This window comes from Massilia sp. DWR3-1-1 (genome assembly GCF_049898325.1).
In the GTDB taxonomy this organism is placed as follows: Bacteria; Pseudomonadota; Gammaproteobacteria; order Burkholderiales; family Burkholderiaceae_D; genus JAFCUW01.
On the sequence record NZ_JAFCXL010000010.1, the window covers coordinates 76,597 to 91,281 of the forward strand.

General features: G+C 67.9%; 10 protein-coding genes and 1 pseudogene. 4 read left to right on the plus strand and 7 right to left on the minus strand.

From position 1 onward, the window contains the following. Positions 1–318: 318 nt before the first annotated feature. A pseudogene (locus ACP7EY_RS12460) lies at positions 319–1,026 on the plus strand (methyl-accepting chemotaxis protein); the annotation flags it as partial. A 128-nt stretch (positions 1,027–1,154) separates the two neighbouring features. Here ACP7EY_RS12460 and ACP7EY_RS12465 read toward each other — a convergent pair. The 3 genes from ACP7EY_RS12465 to ACP7EY_RS12475 all read right to left on the minus strand — a co-directional run bounded on the left by ACP7EY_RS12465 (position 1,155) and on the right by ACP7EY_RS12475 (position 7,099). Next, positions 1,155–3,428: a TonB-dependent receptor domain-containing protein gene (locus ACP7EY_RS12465; protein WP_426193948.1), complete on the minus strand. Its 2,274-nt coding sequence runs from the start codon at positions 3,426–3,428 to the stop codon at positions 1,155–1,157. A gap of 130 nt (positions 3,429–3,558) precedes the next feature. After that, a complete protein-coding gene (locus ACP7EY_RS12470) occupies positions 3,559–4,827 on the minus strand; it encodes a PepSY-associated TM helix domain-containing protein (protein WP_426193950.1) in 1,269 nt (422 codons plus the stop codon). A gap of 34 nt (positions 4,828–4,861) precedes the next feature. Beyond that, complete coding sequence (locus ACP7EY_RS12475) at positions 4,862–7,099, minus strand: TonB-dependent siderophore receptor (protein WP_426193952.1); 2,238 nt, start codon at positions 7,097–7,099, stop codon at positions 4,862–4,864. Positions 7,100–7,341: 242 nt separating this feature from the next. On the opposite strand from ACP7EY_RS12475, the gene hmpA reads away from it, so the two are divergent. Beyond that, positions 7,342–8,514, plus strand: coding sequence for an NO-inducible flavohemoprotein (hmpA, locus tag ACP7EY_RS12480; protein ID WP_426193954.1), 1,173 nt, complete (start codon positions 7,342–7,344; stop codon positions 8,512–8,514). Positions 8,515–8,531: 17 nt separating this feature from the next. On the opposite strand, the gene fliD is transcribed toward hmpA, so the two are convergent. The 3 genes from fliD to ACP7EY_RS12495 all read right to left on the minus strand — a co-directional run bounded on the left by fliD (position 8,532) and on the right by ACP7EY_RS12495 (position 10,853). After that, a complete protein-coding gene (fliD, locus tag ACP7EY_RS12485; RefSeq protein WP_426193956.1) occupies positions 8,532–9,365 on the minus strand; it encodes a flagellar filament capping protein FliD in 834 nt (277 codons plus the stop codon). Positions 9,366–9,456: 91 nt separating this feature from the next. Further along, positions 9,457–9,909, minus strand: coding sequence for an RrF2 family transcriptional regulator (locus ACP7EY_RS12490; protein WP_426193958.1), 453 nt, complete (start codon positions 9,907–9,909; stop codon positions 9,457–9,459). A 257-nt stretch (positions 9,910–10,166) separates the two neighbouring features. Continuing rightward, positions 10,167–10,853 carry a GNAT family N-acetyltransferase gene (locus ACP7EY_RS12495; RefSeq protein WP_426193960.1) on the minus strand — a complete coding sequence of 229 codons (687 nt, stop codon included), beginning with the start codon at positions 10,851–10,853 and terminating at the stop codon, positions 10,167–10,169. A 138-nt stretch (positions 10,854–10,991) separates the two neighbouring features. On the opposite strand from ACP7EY_RS12495, the gene ACP7EY_RS12500 reads away from it, so the two are divergent. Continuing rightward, a complete protein-coding gene (locus ACP7EY_RS12500) occupies positions 10,992–12,371 on the plus strand; it encodes a tetratricopeptide repeat protein (protein ID WP_426193962.1) in 1,380 nt (459 codons plus the stop codon). Positions 12,372–12,645: 274 nt separating this feature from the next. On the opposite strand, the gene ACP7EY_RS12505 is transcribed toward ACP7EY_RS12500, so the two are convergent. Next, positions 12,646–13,002: a hypothetical protein gene (locus ACP7EY_RS12505; RefSeq protein ID WP_426193963.1), complete on the minus strand. Its 357-nt coding sequence runs from the start codon at positions 13,000–13,002 to the stop codon at positions 12,646–12,648. A 264-nt stretch (positions 13,003–13,266) separates the two neighbouring features. Here ACP7EY_RS12505 and ACP7EY_RS12510 point away from each other — a divergent pair, with 264 nt between their 5' ends. Beyond that, positions 13,267–14,652: an MFS transporter gene (locus ACP7EY_RS12510; RefSeq protein WP_426193965.1), complete on the plus strand. Its 1,386-nt coding sequence runs from the start codon at positions 13,267–13,269 to the stop codon at positions 14,650–14,652. The last annotated feature ends 33 nt before the right edge of the window (positions 14,653–14,685 follow it).

The window sequence follows — 14,685 nt, forward strand, 5'->3', positions numbered from 1 at the left end:
CCCACCCACCCTGCGACGCTGCCGGCGTCGCAGGGTGGGTCATGACGGGGCGGCGGCAGGCGCCGACTGGCCAGCGCTGGTGCGTGCAAGGGCCGCCATGCCCGCCTTTTTCTCCGGGTAGCTAACTCCGAATGCGTATGAGGAATTTCTAAAAAGTAATTTCTATCGGCGTAGAATCAGTACGGACCTAATCATCACACAATCTCACAGGACGACCTGCAGCGCGCCATGTTTGCCCGTCGCGTGATGAACAAGCCAGTCATGCAGCTCAGCGTGACTCCCACTCACAGCAGGGCGCAGTCACGGTGCAGGGATGACAGCGTCAAACAAAATGCCGACAACGCCCAGCAGGCCAATCGCCTGGTGCTGGCCGCCTCGGATGTGGCCGTCGAGGGCGGCGAGGTGGTCGAGCGGGTGGTGGCGACGATGGGGGCGATCAAGGAAAGCGCGCGCAGGATTGCCGATATTATCGGCGTGATCGACAGCATCGCCTTCCAGACCAATATCCTCGCCCTCAATGCCGCCGTCGAGGCGGCGCGCGCCGGCGAACAGGGCCGCGGCTTTGCCGTGGTGGCATCGGAAGTGCGCCACCTGGCCCAGCGCTCGGCCGACGCCGCCAAGGAAATAAAAACACTGATCGGTGAGTCCGTCGACAAGGTCGAGGCGGGCAGCAAACTGGTCGACGGGGCCGGTGCGACGATGAAAGAAATCGTCACCTCGGTCAAGCAGGCCGCCGACATCATGGGCGAGATTGCGCTCGCCAGCCGCGAGCAGAGTTCCGGCATCGAGCAGGTCAAGCAGGCCATCGAGCACATGGACGAGGCCACCCAGCAAAATGCGGCACTGGTCGAAGAGTCGGCCGCCGCCGCGGCGAGCATGCAGGAACAGGCGGACAAGCTCGTACGCGAGGTCAGCGTGTTCAAGATGTCGGCCCAGGCCGGGCCGGCCGATCTGGCGCACGGCCTGCCGCCGGTGGCGCCAACGCTGCCAGCGAAGCGCCCGCTGCGAGGCTTGCTGCCTGCGTAAATCGTGGGCAGCGCGCCCGCGCGCCAGCCACGCGGTACGCGCTGGCGCGGCTGCCATGTAAAAACACCCGGCAAGGCCAGTGACGTTGCCGGGTGTTGTGCCGTTTGGCGCTTTGCTGCCGGAGACCGTCAGGCGCCGTCAGGCGCCGGCCCCATGCCGCCCGCGCCGCCCGGTCCCATGCCGCCGGGACCACCGGGACCACGCCCCATGCCCGGTCCCCGTTCGTGCCCGCCTTGCTCGGACGATCGTGGGGCGGGGCCGCCGAAGCGGTACGACAAGCCCACATACAGCAGGCGCCCGTCGAAGCGGCGCGTGCTGGTCTCGCGCAGGGTGGAGCTGTCGATGACGGTTTCCATCTTGTTGGTGTTGAACAGGTCGGTGACATTCGCCACCAGCGTCAGCTGGGGCGTCAGCACGTGGCGCACGCTCAGGTTCAAGGTGGCGTTGGGCGAGCGGTAGCCCTGGCCCGACAGCATCTTGCCCTGCATTTGCAAGGCCAGTTGCAGCTGGTTTGCGGCGTCGTACTGGTAGTTCAGGCGCGCCCGCCCGCTCAGGGAATTGGCGGTGCGGGTGCTGTACAGGCCCGTGCTGTCCTGCACCGTCTGCTGGTTGCGCGCCAGGTTGCCGTTGGCGTTGATGGTGAGGGCGGGGGTGAGCTTGCCGCTGACGGTAAATTCCATGCCGCCCGCGTGGCTGCCGTTGCCGTTGGCGCGGGTGGTCAGCAGCACATTGTCGTCGAGGAAGCGGCGGTAGTCGACGATGGCGTCGCTGTCACGCCGGAAATAGCCGCGCAGATTGGTTTCCAGGCCCGCCAGGCGGCTTTCGACGCCCAGTTCGACGGAATCGGTCTGGGTCGGCTTGAGGTTGGGGTTGCCGGAAAAGACATTGAACTCGTCGCGGTAGATCAGCGCCGGATTGAGGTCCATCGCATTGGGCCGGCGCAGGCGGTGCGCGTAGCTCAGGCGCACATTGGTGATGTCGCTCACTTTATAGGTGGCGAAAAAACTGGGCATCAGGTTCAGGTAGCTGTTGCTCGCCGTCGCGGCGCCGGCACGCTCGGTGATATCGAGATCGGTGTACTCGGCGCGCAGTCCGGCCAGCGCACCCCAGCGCTCGTTGATGCGGGTCTGCCAGGAACCGTACAGGACGGCCGTGTTTTCGACCAGCTCGTAGGCACTGCTGCGGCGCCCGTTGATGCGGCCGACGCCGGCAAAGATGTCGGTGTAGACGGTGTCGCTGTTGCTGCGATTGCTGGCCAGTTTATAGCCGAGCTTGGCCGAGCCGCCGCCCAGCGGACGCTCGTAGTCGCCCGTGAAATCGACGATGCGGTTGCCCATGTCGCTGTGCTGGCGCGCCTGGCTGTCGACGGTGCCGGGGCCGAACACGGCGTAGGTATTGGCGTAGGCGCTGTCGGCCACGTTGTGCGAGGTCGATACCCGCAGGTCGATTTTCACGGTCTCGCCGGGCAGGCTGCCCTTGTGGTCGTAGCGCGCGCCCCAGCCGGCGTTGCGGCTGTCGCCCTCGCGCGCGGTGACGCGCTGGTAGTCCGACAGCGGCACGCCGCCGGCGCCATCGGTGATGTAGCGGTCGCGTCCCTGCTGATCGTTGCTGCGGCCATTGAACGAGGCGCTGGCGCTGACGGTGTCATTGGCGCCCAGGTTGTAGTTGACGGTGCCGTTGACGCCGACCATGTCGTTCAGGCCGGCGCCGTGCGAGTGCTGGCTGCTGTGCAGCATGGCGCCCGTTGGCGGGTCGAGGCGGTCACGGCTGACGTCGGCGGTGGAATTGCGGCCGTCGTGGCGCACGTTGATGCCGCCCTGGTAGCCCCAGGCGCCCTCGTTGTAGGTGCCGGAGACGGCGCTGTTGTAGCGTCCCGCCGAACCGAGGTTGGCATTGGCCACACCGGCGCCGCCGGGGCGGCGGTTGCGCCGCATGACCAGGTTGAGGATGGGGCCGCCGCCCGCTTCGTTGCCGAACTGGGCGCCGGGATTGTTGATCACTTCGACGGACTCGATGTCATCGGCCGCCATCGCCTGCAGGCCGGCGCCGCGGTTATCTCCCTGCAGCATGGCCGAGGGCTTGCCGTCGACCAGGATCTGCACATTGCTGCTGCCGCGCAGGGTGACGGTGCCGTCCGGATCGACCGCCACCGAGGGCACGTTGTTCAAGGCGTCGGCGGCGCTGCCGTTGCTGCTCGAGACGTCCGAGCGCACATCGTAGACCTGGCGGTCGATGCGGTTGGTGGGGCGCTCGCCGGCCACGGTGACGGACGGCAGCACGGTGGCCGGGCGCGCCGCGGTTGCGCTCGTGGCCGGCGTGGCCGCGCCGGTGGTCTGGGCGAAGGCGTCGGCATGGAGCAGGGCGGCGCCGCTAAGGCAGAGGGTCAGAAATGAGTTGGACATGGATGGGCAAATGGTGGCGCTGGTGCGCGGATGGGTCTGGACGGACGAAGCGTAGCCTACGCCGGTCCGGTCGATCGCGCAGCTTTACCAAACTTTACACCAGCGTCGCTATTTGAACGCCTGAGAAACATTACGAAACATGCAGGCTGGTGCGCGCGGGCACGGGCCGCGTCAATACGGCCCGCCGCGCCGCCCGTTTTCTCCACCAGATCAGCACACCGGTCACGCTCAGCATCGCCACCACGAGGCCCATCAGGGAAATCAGGATGCGTCCCGGCAGCCCCAGGATGCGCCCCGAATGGAGGGGGAACTGGGCCTGCACGAAGATGTCGGCGACCGTGCCCTTCCACGGCTGGCGCTCGCCCAGCAGGCGCCCGGCGCCGTCGTAGTACAGGTAAGGGGGGCCGACGCCGCCGGCGCCGTGGTCGTCGCCCGGCTGGAAGAAGCTCACGCCATACACGCCGAATTCGGGCGAATAGAACACCGCCCCGGCCGGCGCCGGCCAGCCGCGCCGGGCCGCTTCGGCGCTGGCCGTTTGCACGATGGCGGGGTAGGCCACGGCCGGCTCGATGGGGTGATCGGCGTCGTGCGGCGCGATGGTGTCGAACGGCGAGGGCGTCACCGTCGAGACGGTCTTGAGGACGGGATAAAACACCTCGGTGTACAGGTTCAGCGAAAACGCCGTGAACGCCAGCACGAACAGCAGCGCCCAGGTCCACAGGCTGAAGGCGCGGTGCAGGTCGAAATTGAGCCGGGCGCCACCGGCACTCCAGCGCAGCAGCCAGGCCGGCTGCCAGCGCCGCCACCAGCTTTTACCGGAGGCGGCGCTGGCAGCCGGCGCGGCCTTGCGGCGCCCCGGCAGGGTCAGGTAAAAGCCGACGAAACTGTCGAACAGCCAGACCACGGCGACTGCGCCCATCAACCACACGCCCCAGCGGTCGATGCCCCAGAAGGCGGGAATGTGCAAGGTGTAGTGCAGTTTATAGAGGAAGGAGACGAAGGTCTCCCGCGTGATCGGCCACACCGCGCCCCATTCGCGCCGGCCCAGTTCGGCCCCGCTGACGGGGTCGAGGAACAGCTGGTTGAAGCCGGGCGCGTACAGCTTGCCGGTGGCGCCATCGACGCGCGGGCCGATGCCCAGCGCGAGCGAGTCGCCCGGCTGCGCGTGCAGCGGCAGATAGGTCACGCGCAAGTGCGGGTAGCGCGACTCGACCGCCTGCGCCAGCGCCAGCGGCGCCTGCGCGGGGCCGCGGCTGCCCGCTTGCATCAGCTGCGGATTGAGCAGGTCGTCGAGCTCGTGATCCCACGAGATGATGGCGCCCGTCACGCCGCTGACGAACAGGAAGGCGGCCGTGAACAGGCCAAGATATCGGTGAATCAGGGTCCAGAAAGGGCGCACGCTGGGTCTCGCTAAGTGATGGTCGAACGGGGGCTCAGAAACGGTACTTGAGCGTCAATGCGGCGCTGCGCGGCGCCGCGTTGCTGACGGCGCCATAGGCGGCGAACATGCCGACGTGGCGCTTGTCGAGCGCGTTATTGACGTTCAGCTGGGCCGACCATTGCTTGTTGATCTCGTAGCGGGCCATCAGGTTCACCAGCGCAAAGGCGTCCTGCTCGATCAAGCCATTGCTGGCGGCGGGGGCGAGGGGATCGACCGTCCAGGCGCGCCCTTCCCAGTTGACGCCGCCGCCCACGGTGAGCGCGCTCCAGGCGTCGGGTAACTGGTAAGAGGTAAAGGTGCGCAGCAGTCTGCGCGGATAGACACTGTTGAGGTCCTGGCCGCTGGCATCCCTGGCCCGGAACTGCGAATAGCCGGCGCTGACGTTCCAGTTGGGCGTGAGCGCGCCCGACACTTCCATGTCGAAGCCTTCGCTCCTGGCCCCGACGGCGGCGCGGTAATAGGTTTCCGGCAGCAGGGGGCCGGCGCCGTCGCGGTCGACCCGGTCCACTTCCTGGCCCAGATTGTCCTGCCTGATCTGGAAGATGGCGAACGCGGTGTTCAGGCGGCCGCCGAAATACGCGCCCTTGATCCCCGTCTCGTAGCTCTTGCCCTTGATGGGGTCGAGCAGATTGCCGGCCAGGTCTTTCAGGTTCTGGGGCTGGAAGATATCGGAGTAGCTGGCGTAGGCCGACAGCGTGTCGCTCAGATCGTAGACGATGCCCGCGTACGGCGTCAGTTCGTGCAGGTGCTTGATGGCGTAGGCGGGGCTGTACAGGCCCAGGCCGGTTTTTTCGTAGCGCGTTACGCGCGCGCCCAGCACCAGCTTGACGCTGTCGCCCAGGTTCAGGCGGGTCATGCCGTAGAGGCCTTGCTGCCGGGTGACGCTGCTTTCATAGAAGCTGGGCGCGCCCCAGCTTGGCTGCGGGTAGGCGGCACCATTCCAGTTGTTGAAATTGCCCACGCTGGCGTCGACGCTGCCGAAATCGGCGGCTCGGCTGTCGGACTTGAAATCCTGTTTCATGTTGAGGTAGCCGAAGGCCGCTTCATGCTTGCGCCCGAAGGCTTCGAACGGGCCGCTGGCGTGGATCCCGACATCGGTCTGCCGGGTGGCGGTCCGGTAGGAGCCGGAGAAGGCCGACATGCCCTGGCCGCTGAGGCGATCGGGCACGCCGGACAGGTAGAGCAGGTAGGAGTCGGATGAACGCTCGCCCTGGCTGGCGTTGGCGCGCAGCTTCCAGCCGTTGTCGAAGCCGTGTTCGAGGTTGACGAAGGCGTTGTCATACTGCGTCGGCCAGCGCGTCCAGCCGGCGGCGCTGGTTTTTGCCACCTCCCAGTGGGTACGGCTGCCGTCCGTGTACCAGTACGGCAGGCCGCCCCACTGGGGACCGGTGGGGCTGGTTTCCTGGTGGCTGACACCGCCCGACAGCAGCGTGCGCGCGCCCAGGTCCGCTTCCACGGTGGCGTACACGGTCCGGCTCTTGTTGGTGGCCAGCTTGACCCAGCTGTCGCCGTCGGTCGCTTCGGCGACCACGCGCCCGCGCACGCTGCCGGCCTGGTTCAGCGGCGCCGCCAGGTCGATCAGGGCGCGCTTCTGGTCCCAGCTGCCGATGCCCAGTTCGGCCGACCCCGTGAACGTCCTGGCGGACGCTTTCTTGCGTATCAGGTTGATCGCCGCCGACGGGTTGCCGGCCCCCGTCATCAGGCCGGTGGCGCCGCGCACCACTTCGACGCGGTCGTACATGGCCAGGCTGCCGGCCACTTCGCCGGCGCTCCAGGCCTGGTCCCAGGTGCCCGGAATGCCGTCGATCTGCAAATTGCTGATGTCGAAGCCGCGCGCGCTGAACTGGGCGCGGTTGCTTTCGTACTGGTTGACGGAGACGCCGGTGACGTTGTTGACGACGTCCGTGACCGACAGCAGGTTCTGGTCTTCGATGCGCTGCTGGGTCACCACCGAGATCGATTGCGGGGTATCGCGCAGCGTCATCGACAGCGGCGTGGCGGTGCGTGCGCGCCCGGTGGTGTAGGAGCCGGTGCCGTCGGTGGTGTCGCCGAACCGGTGCCCGCTGATTTCCACCTTTTGCAGCACTTGCGCGGCCGGCTCGGCCGGCGCCAGTTCCGCCGCGCCTGCGCCGAGGGCGGGCAGGGCCAGCGCGACGCAGGCGGCGAGGCGGGACAGGCGGAGGTGACGGGCAGCGCCGGCGGGCAAGGGCAAGGACAAGGGGATGGACATGCAGACTCCAGTAAAAAGTGAGGGCGCGGGGGCGCCTTGAACGGGCAGGCACACCTGTGTTGTTCATTATTATTGATTGAGAATGCAAATGATAATCATTCCTATTCAAACTGTCAATGCTGGTCTGTTCCTTCTGGTCATTGTTCCTCACGATCCCAGCATAAACATGTATTTAATTTGCATGTTTAGGCGGGCGCCCTTAAAATGGGGCCAGCTCAACCACCACACCTTGAAGGATTGCCATGCTCTCAGCTCCCCACCGCGCCATTGTCAGCGCCACCGTTCCCCTGCTCGAAGCGGGCGGCGAGGCCCTGACCCGGCATTTTTACCTGACCCTGTTCCGCGATTTTCCCCAGGTGCTGCCGTACTTCAATCAAGCCAACCAGGAGGGCGGGCAGCAGCGTGCGCTGGCGGCGGCGGTGCTGGCGTATGCGCGCAATATCGACCGGCTCGAGGCGCTGGGGCCGCTGGTGGCGACCATCGTCAACAAGCACGTATCCCTGCAAATTTTGCCGGAACACTATCCGATGGTGGGCGCGTCGCTGTTAAAAGCGATCCGCGAGGTGCTGGGGGAGGCGGTCGCCACCGATGCGGTGATCGAGGCCTGGGGCGCCGCGTACGGGCAGCTGGCCGATATTCTCAGCGGCGCCGAGGGGCAACTGTATGCGGCGCAAAAGGCGGCCGCGGGTGGCTGGAACGGCGCCCGCTCGTTCGTCGTGCAATCGAAAACCGTCGAGAGCGATGAGATCACGTCCTTCGTCTTCGCGCCCATCGATGGCGCGCCGGTGATGGCGCATGCGCCGGGCCAGTACATCGGCCTGGCCGTCAGCGTCGACGGCAGCGCCCAGCGCCGCCAGTATTCGCTGTCGGCCGCCGCCAATGGCGCCACCTACCGTATCAGCGTCAAGCGCGAGGCGCACGGCAAGGTGTCCGGTTTCCTGCACGGGCAGGTGGCGGCGGGTGACCTGGTCGCGCTGTTCGCGCCGGCCGGCGCCTTCGTGCTGGCCGACAGCGACAAGCCGCTGGTGCTCATCAGCGGCGGGGTTGGCATCACGCCCACCCTGGCCATGCTGGAGGCGGCGCTGGCGGCCGGGCGCGAGGTGGTGTTCATTCATGCGGCGCGCAACGGCCAGGTGCACGCCTTCGGCCAGCACGTCGACGCGCTGGCGCGCAGCCACCCGCGCCTGCAGCGCCATTATTGCTATGAACAGGGGGGGCCGGCGGACGCCGACCACGCCAGCGGTTACATCGATGCCGCCCTGCTGGCGCGCTGGCTGCCGGCCACGCGCGACGTCGATGCGTATTTTCTGGGGCCGCTGCCGTTCATGCAGGCGATCAAGCGCAGCCTGGCCGCGCTGGGCGTGCCCGCCGCCCAGACCCATTACGAATTTTTCGGCCCGGCCGGGGTGTTGTAGGGCTGGCCAGACGTCAATCAGGCCAGCATGTCGAACAGCGAGGTGGGCGCGGTCGAGGTGCCCGCATTGGCTTGCTGGGTGTAAAACGCCGCCAGCGCACTGGCCTGGGCGGTCAGGGTCTTGGTCAGGGCCGCCTGGCGGTTTTCCAGCGCGCTGACCTGGCGGCTGGCGGTGGCGGCCTCGCGGCCCACGGTGCCATTGCTGGTGTTGAGCGCGCCCAGGCGGCTGCCCAACTGGTCGACGATGCCGCGCCCGTTGGCGGCGAACAGGCCGGCCACCGCCGTCGGCTCGGCCGCCAGGGTGCTCGAGAGCTTGGCGGCGTCCAGTTTCATCATCCCGCTGGCGTCGACCGTGACGCCCGCCTTGGCGAGGCTGGCGGCGCCGGAGCTGCCGCCCGTGTCACGCATCATCTGGGCCAGCTGGCTGCTGACCTGGGTCAGGCCGGGGTCGCCCTTGAGATCGCCTTTTTGCAGTGTCTGCAGCTTGCCGTTGAGGGTGTTGAAGGCGCTGACGAACGATTGCAGTTTCTTGCTCAGATCGGCATTGCTGGCGGTCGCGTCCGTCCCGGTGGCCGGTTTGCTCAGGCTTTGCGCCACGCCCTGGAAGTCGGCCAGCGCGCTTTTGAGTTGCCCCAGGCCGGACAGCTTGGCCTGGCCCTCGGCCAGCGCGCTGGTCACTTTTTGCGCACCCGCCGCGACCGGCGCCAGTGCCTGCTTGACCTTGGCGGCGACGTCGGCCGAGATGGTGGTGCCCGAGCCGGTGCTGCTGCTCGAACTGGTGCTGCCCGCGCTGCTGGCGGCCAGGCTCTGGCTGGCCGTGGCGATGGCGGCGGTGGAGGTGACAGTGGCCATGGTGCGCTTTCGCGTGGGTAAAAACTGATTATGGCCTATTTTGGCGCAATTCAAGCGCTAAACAGGCCCGTGTTTGTGCGCCAGCCTGGCGCTACGGTGCCGCGGCGCCGCGGTCAAAGCGCAGCACAGCGTGCGCGGGCGGCGGCGCGGGCAGCAGGTCGGCCAGCGTTTTGCCGTCGAGCACAGCGAGGTAGGCATCGGTGGCGTCCACCAGCACCTGCCGCAGCCCGCAGGCGCCGCCCAGGGCGCAGGGGGCGCCTTGCGGATCGAAGCAGGCGGCCATGTAAAAATCCGACTCCGTGTAGCGCACCACGGCGCCCAGGTTGATGTCGGCGGCGGGGCGCTTCAGGCGCAGGCCGCCATTTCTGCCGCGGACGGTTTCGATGGCGCCGAAAATGCCCAACTGGTGCACCACTTTCGTCAGGTGATTCTTGGAAATCGCATGCAGCTCGGCGATTTCCTGGATCGTCACCAGGCGCTGCGCATTGCTGCCCAGGTGCAGCAGCGTGCGCAGGGCGAAATCGGTGTAGGTGGTCAGACGCATGGGGCCAGGGCGGGGATGGTGGCAACGAAGCATGCAGGATACTGGAAAACCGGCGCCGCCGTGGCGGCGCTTGCTCTGCATCCGATGGAAGGCGCGGAGGAAGCGCACTACTTGGTCAGACAGAATAATTCCACCTTCAAGCCCGGCATTTCGGTCGGTGCGTCCAGCGTCAATGCCAAGTTATGCAGGATTGCATCGTACAGGGGTGTTCACCTTGCGCTCGGTTCGACCACGCGTCGCCCAGCACCTCTTACTCTTTAGTGCTGGCGCCAGCGCAGGCTGGCGCCAGCGAGGCGCCCGAACGGCGCGTCTTTCAAGACCGCCGTCGCGTACGGCGCCAGCACCTGCCAGCCCAACTGCAGGTACAGGGCGCGTCCCGCATCGGTGGCCACCAGCAAGCGTTCGCTCACGCCAGCCTGCCTGGCCAGCGCATCGAGCGCGCCCATCAGCGCGCGGCCCAGGCCGCGGCGGCGGTGGGCGGCGGCGGTGTCGATGTTGTCGAAGATGGCGGTGGCGCCGTCGATCACCACGGCGCCCGAGGCGGCCACCTGGCCGGCGTCGTCGAGCAGGCGCACGACGCTGGCCCCGTGTTCGCGCGCCACCGCGGCCGTGTAGCCGGGCGGGATCGGCGCGCATGCCATCGGGCCGTCGCGGCCCATCAGGTGGCGCACGCTCTCGATCTGCCAGCGCGCCGGCAGGGCGGCCCGCAGCTGCGCCGGCAGGACCGTCGCCTTGATGAACACCCGCGGGGCATCGATGGTGGCGGCGCACTGCTGCAAGGCGGCGCCGGCGTCGACGAACAGGTGGCGGCGCAACTGGTCCGGGCGGCCCACCTCGACCAGCAGGCCGCCATGCTGGTGGCGCGGCAGCGGCAAGCCGCGCGCCAGGCTCCAGCCGCGCAGCCAGCGTTCGAGCAGGTCCAGGTCTGGCGGCGGCAGCGTCATGGCATCGTTCATGGGGCCGATAGTAGCAGCACGGGCGGTGCGGTGGCGATTTTGCTCAGGCTTGCGTCATCGCCACCGGCCGACAGGCCGCTGCTAGAATGCCAGGCTCTTTTCCACGACTTCGAACAGGCCAGGCCGATGAATGCCAACACTGCCCACGGCGATTTCGCACGCGGCGTGACATTGATGCACGAGGGCGATGCGGCGGGCGCGATGGCGGCCTTCGAGGCCGCCCTTGGCGCCGATCCGACCCTGCTCGAAGCGCATGTGAACCTGGGCCTGTTGTGGGCCGAGCGCGATTTCGCCCGCTCGCAGCAGCACTACCTGTCCGCGATCGGCCTCGATCCCCATCGGATCGACGCCTACCTGCACCTGGGCGCGCTGCTGGCATCGCGCAAGCACTTCGCCGAGGCGGAGCAGCGCTACCACCAGGCGCTGGCCATTGATCCCGACTCGGCGCCGGCGCTGTCGAACATGGGCGTGCTGTTCGCCAGCAGCGGCCGACCCGAGCAGGCGCTGGCCTGCTACCGCGCCGCCATCGCCATCGCCCCCGATTACCAGCGCGCCCGCTTCAACCTCTCTTACCTGCTGCTGCGCCAGGGCGACCTGGCAGCGGGCTGGCGCGCGTTCGAGAGCCGCTCGTGGTATGCGGGCATGGCCGCGTATTTTCATTTTCCCCGCTGGGACGGCGAAGCGCTGGCCGGCAAATCGCTGCTCATCAGCGTCGAGGCGGGACACGGCGACATGATCCAGTTCTGCCGCTACGCCACGCTGGCGAAGGCGCGCGGCGCCGCCCGCGTGGGGCTGGTCTGCCACGACGGCTTGAAGCGCCTGTTCGGCAGCCTGGCCGGGGTCGATGCGCTGTACGCGCTGGGCGAGGCGGTCCCGCGCGAAGGCTGGGACTACTGGACGCCGCCGCTGAGCATGCCGTATCACTGCGCCACCACGCTGGCGACCATCCCCGCCCACTTGCCCTACCTGGCGCCCAGCATGGCCGACTGCGCCCGGCTGGCGCCGCTGTTGGCGGCGGGCCCGCAATTGCGGGTGGGGCTGGTCTGGCAAGGCAATCCCCAGTTCGACAATGACGGCGACCGTTCGATCGCCTCGCTGGCCACGCTGGCGCCGCTGGCGACGGTGGCGGACGTGCGCTTTTTCAGCCTGCAAAAAGGTGCCGGCGCAGCGCAGGCCGCCGCCGCCGACTGGCTCGACGACCTGGCCCCGGCGATCGACGACTTCGCCGATACGGCCGCGCTGATCGCGGGGCTCGACCTGGTGATCGCCGTCGACACGGCGGTGGCGCACCTGGCCGGTGCCCTGGGCAAACCCTGCTGGCTGCTGCTGCCAGCCTACCAGACCGACTGGCGCTGGCTCACCGGGCGCGACGATACGCCCTGGTATCCGGGCGTGATGCGCCTGTTCCGCCAGCCCCAGTCGGGCCAGTGGGACAGCGTCGTCGAGGCCGTGCGGCAGGCGCTGGTGCAGCGTGTCGCATTGTCCATTGCCGTGAAAGGGCAATAAAAAAGGGCGCCTGGGCGCCCTCGGTACTGCCAGACCCGAGGATGGTCTGTCCGGCCCCGGATTTGTGTTGCTCGGTTGGTCTACATCTTAGCGCCTATCCCAGTAGATTGGAGTCGCTGCTGCCGCGCCTGGCAAGGGGGGCGGGCCGTCATGCATGACTTGCCTCGTCGTTGCATGGCTAGCCATGCGGCCTCCTCGCGCCTTGCCCGCGCTTGCCAGTCATCGCCTACGCGCATGTCGCCATCCGCTTCCTCCCCTTTACTGAGATAGGCACTTAGCGGCTGCCGTCCGCGGCCGGCACGCTCGAGCCGGTGGTGCCCTGGGTTTCGCCGCTGTTATTGCGCACGGCCGGTTTCGGCGCCTCGTTCGACGGGTTCGCGTTCACACCCGGCATGGTGGGGGTGCCAGCGGCGCTGGTGCCGGTGGCGCCCGACGAGCCGGTGCTGTCGGTGGTGCCGGTCGACGGCGTCGTCGATGGGGTGGCCGACGGCATGGTCGTCGTCGTCGATGGCGTCGTCACGACGGTGTCGGCCGGGGCGGTGGTGACATCGTTTTTCTTGCAGCCGCCCAGGATGGCGGCAACGGCGATAACGCCAATCAACAATTTCGATGGGGTGAATGCTTTGTTCATGATGACTCCTTGTATTCTCAGAAAGGCCAGATGGGCCCCGTTCAAGTGCACGATGTTGTCAAATTGTGTCATCGACCCGGTCGGGCACGTAGTGTCCCTGTCCCGTTCATCGATGTGTATTTGAACAATGTGGATGACTTCATCATACTTGGCGAGATTGCATCGGGCATCATCTGTCCGCTCGCCTTGGCGTAGGACATATCTTGCAAGGAGCGCATGGCAGGGCCCCCGGCAAGCCCGCCGCCCTGGCGCTATACTTGCCGCATGAAAATTGCATCCGAGCAAGCGAACCCGCTCGCCACCCGTGACGGCCTGCACGGCGCCGCGCGGCCGCTGGCCATGGCCGCGCTGGCCATCGGCGTCGGCCTGGCCGCCCTCGACACCGCCATCGTCAACACTGCGCTGCCGGGCATTGCCGCCAGCCTGGGCGCCACCCCGGCGGCGTCGGTGTGGATCATCAGCGTCTATCAACTGGCGATGATCGCCACCATGCTGCCGTTCGCGGCGCTGGGCGAAATCGTCGGCTACCGCAAGGTGAGCATTGCCGGCCTGCTGCTGTTTACGGGCGCTTCGCTGGCCTGCGCGGCGGCCTGGTCGCTGCCCTCGCTGGTGGTGGCGCGCCTGCTGCAGGGACTGGGCGCGAGCGCCGTAATGGGCGTCAATACGGCCCTGCTGCGGGCCATCTATCCGGCCCGGCTGATGGGGCGTGGCATGGGCGCCAACGCGATGATCGTCGCCACCGGCTTTGCCATCGGCCCCACCGCCGCCTCGCTGATCCTGTCGCTGTCGTCGTGGCCGTGGCTGTTCGCCGTGAATGTGCCGCTGGGATTGCTTGGGCTGCTGCTGGCGCTGCGCTACCTGCCGGCCACGGCGCTGGCCCGGCACCGCTTCGACGCCGTCACGGCGCTGTTGAACGCGCTCGCCTTCGGCCTGCTGGTGCTGGCGATGGGCGAGGGCGCTCACCGTGCGCCGGCGGCTGTGATCGCGCTGGAATTGGCGGCGTCGGCGGGGTTTTTTCTGCTGCTGTTGCGCCGCCAGCGGGGCCACCCGGCGCCCATGCTGCCCATCGACCTGTTCCGCCGGCCCCTGTTCGCCCTGTCCGTCGTCACCGCCGTGTGCACCTTCGCCGCCCAGGGCCTGGCCTTCGTCTCGCTGCCGTTCTATCTTGAACACGTGCTGGGCCGCTCGCCCGTGGAAACCGGTTTTCTGATCACCCCGTGGGCCGTGATGGTGGGCCTGATGGCGCCCATCGCCGGGCGCCTGAGCGACCGCTACCCGCCCGGCCTGCTGGGCGGCGCCGGCCTGCTGGTGCTGGCCGGCGGCCTGCTCTCGCTGCTGTCGATGGGGCCGGCGCCGTCCTCGCTGTCGATCTGCTGGCGCATGGCCGTGTGCGGGCTGGGCTTCGGGTTCTTTCAGGCGCCCAACCTGAAAGCGATCATGAGCAGCGCCCCGCCCGAGCGCTCGGGCGGCGCCAGCGGCATCGTCGCCACCGCGCGCCTGGTGGGCCAGGCCGGTGGCGCCGCGCTGGTGGCGCTGTGCTTCACCGTGGCCGGCAGCGGCGGCACCAGCTGGGCGCTGGGACTGGGCGCGGCCAGCGCGGCGCTGGCCAGCATCGCCAGCTTTGCCCGGCTGGTCGTGCAAAAACGGTGAGCACGACGGCAATTGGCTATGATGGCGCCTGAA

Excerpts from the sequence above, each read along its gene's own strand:
- ACP7EY_RS12495 (WP_426193960.1), bottom strand. The coding sequence starts at position 10,853 with ATGACGCTGCCGCCGCCAGACCTGGACCTGCTCGAACGCTGGCTGCGC.
- ACP7EY_RS12505 (WP_426193963.1), bottom strand. The coding sequence starts at position 13,002 with ATGAACAAAGCATTCACCCCATCGAAATTGTTGATTGGCGTTATCGCC.
- fliD (WP_426193956.1), bottom strand. The coding sequence starts at position 9,365 with ATGGCCACTGTCACCTCCACCGCCGCCATCGCCACGGCCAGCCAGAGC.
- ACP7EY_RS12490 (WP_426193958.1), bottom strand. The coding sequence starts at position 9,909 with ATGCGTCTGACCACCTACACCGATTTCGCCCTGCGCACGCTGCTGCAC.
- ACP7EY_RS12475 (WP_426193952.1), bottom strand. The coding sequence starts at position 7,099 with ATGTCCATCCCCTTGTCCTTGCCCTTGCCCGCCGGCGCTGCCCGTCAC.
- hmpA (WP_426193954.1), top strand. The coding sequence starts at position 7,342 with ATGCTCTCAGCTCCCCACCGCGCCATTGTCAGCGCCACCGTTCCCCTG.
- ACP7EY_RS12500 (WP_426193962.1), top strand. The coding sequence starts at position 10,992 with ATGAATGCCAACACTGCCCACGGCGATTTCGCACGCGGCGTGACATTG.
- ACP7EY_RS12465 (WP_426193948.1), bottom strand. The coding sequence starts at position 3,428 with ATGTCCAACTCATTTCTGACCCTCTGCCTTAGCGGCGCCGCCCTGCTC.
- ACP7EY_RS12510 (WP_426193965.1), top strand. The coding sequence starts at position 13,267 with ATGAAAATTGCATCCGAGCAAGCGAACCCGCTCGCCACCCGTGACGGC.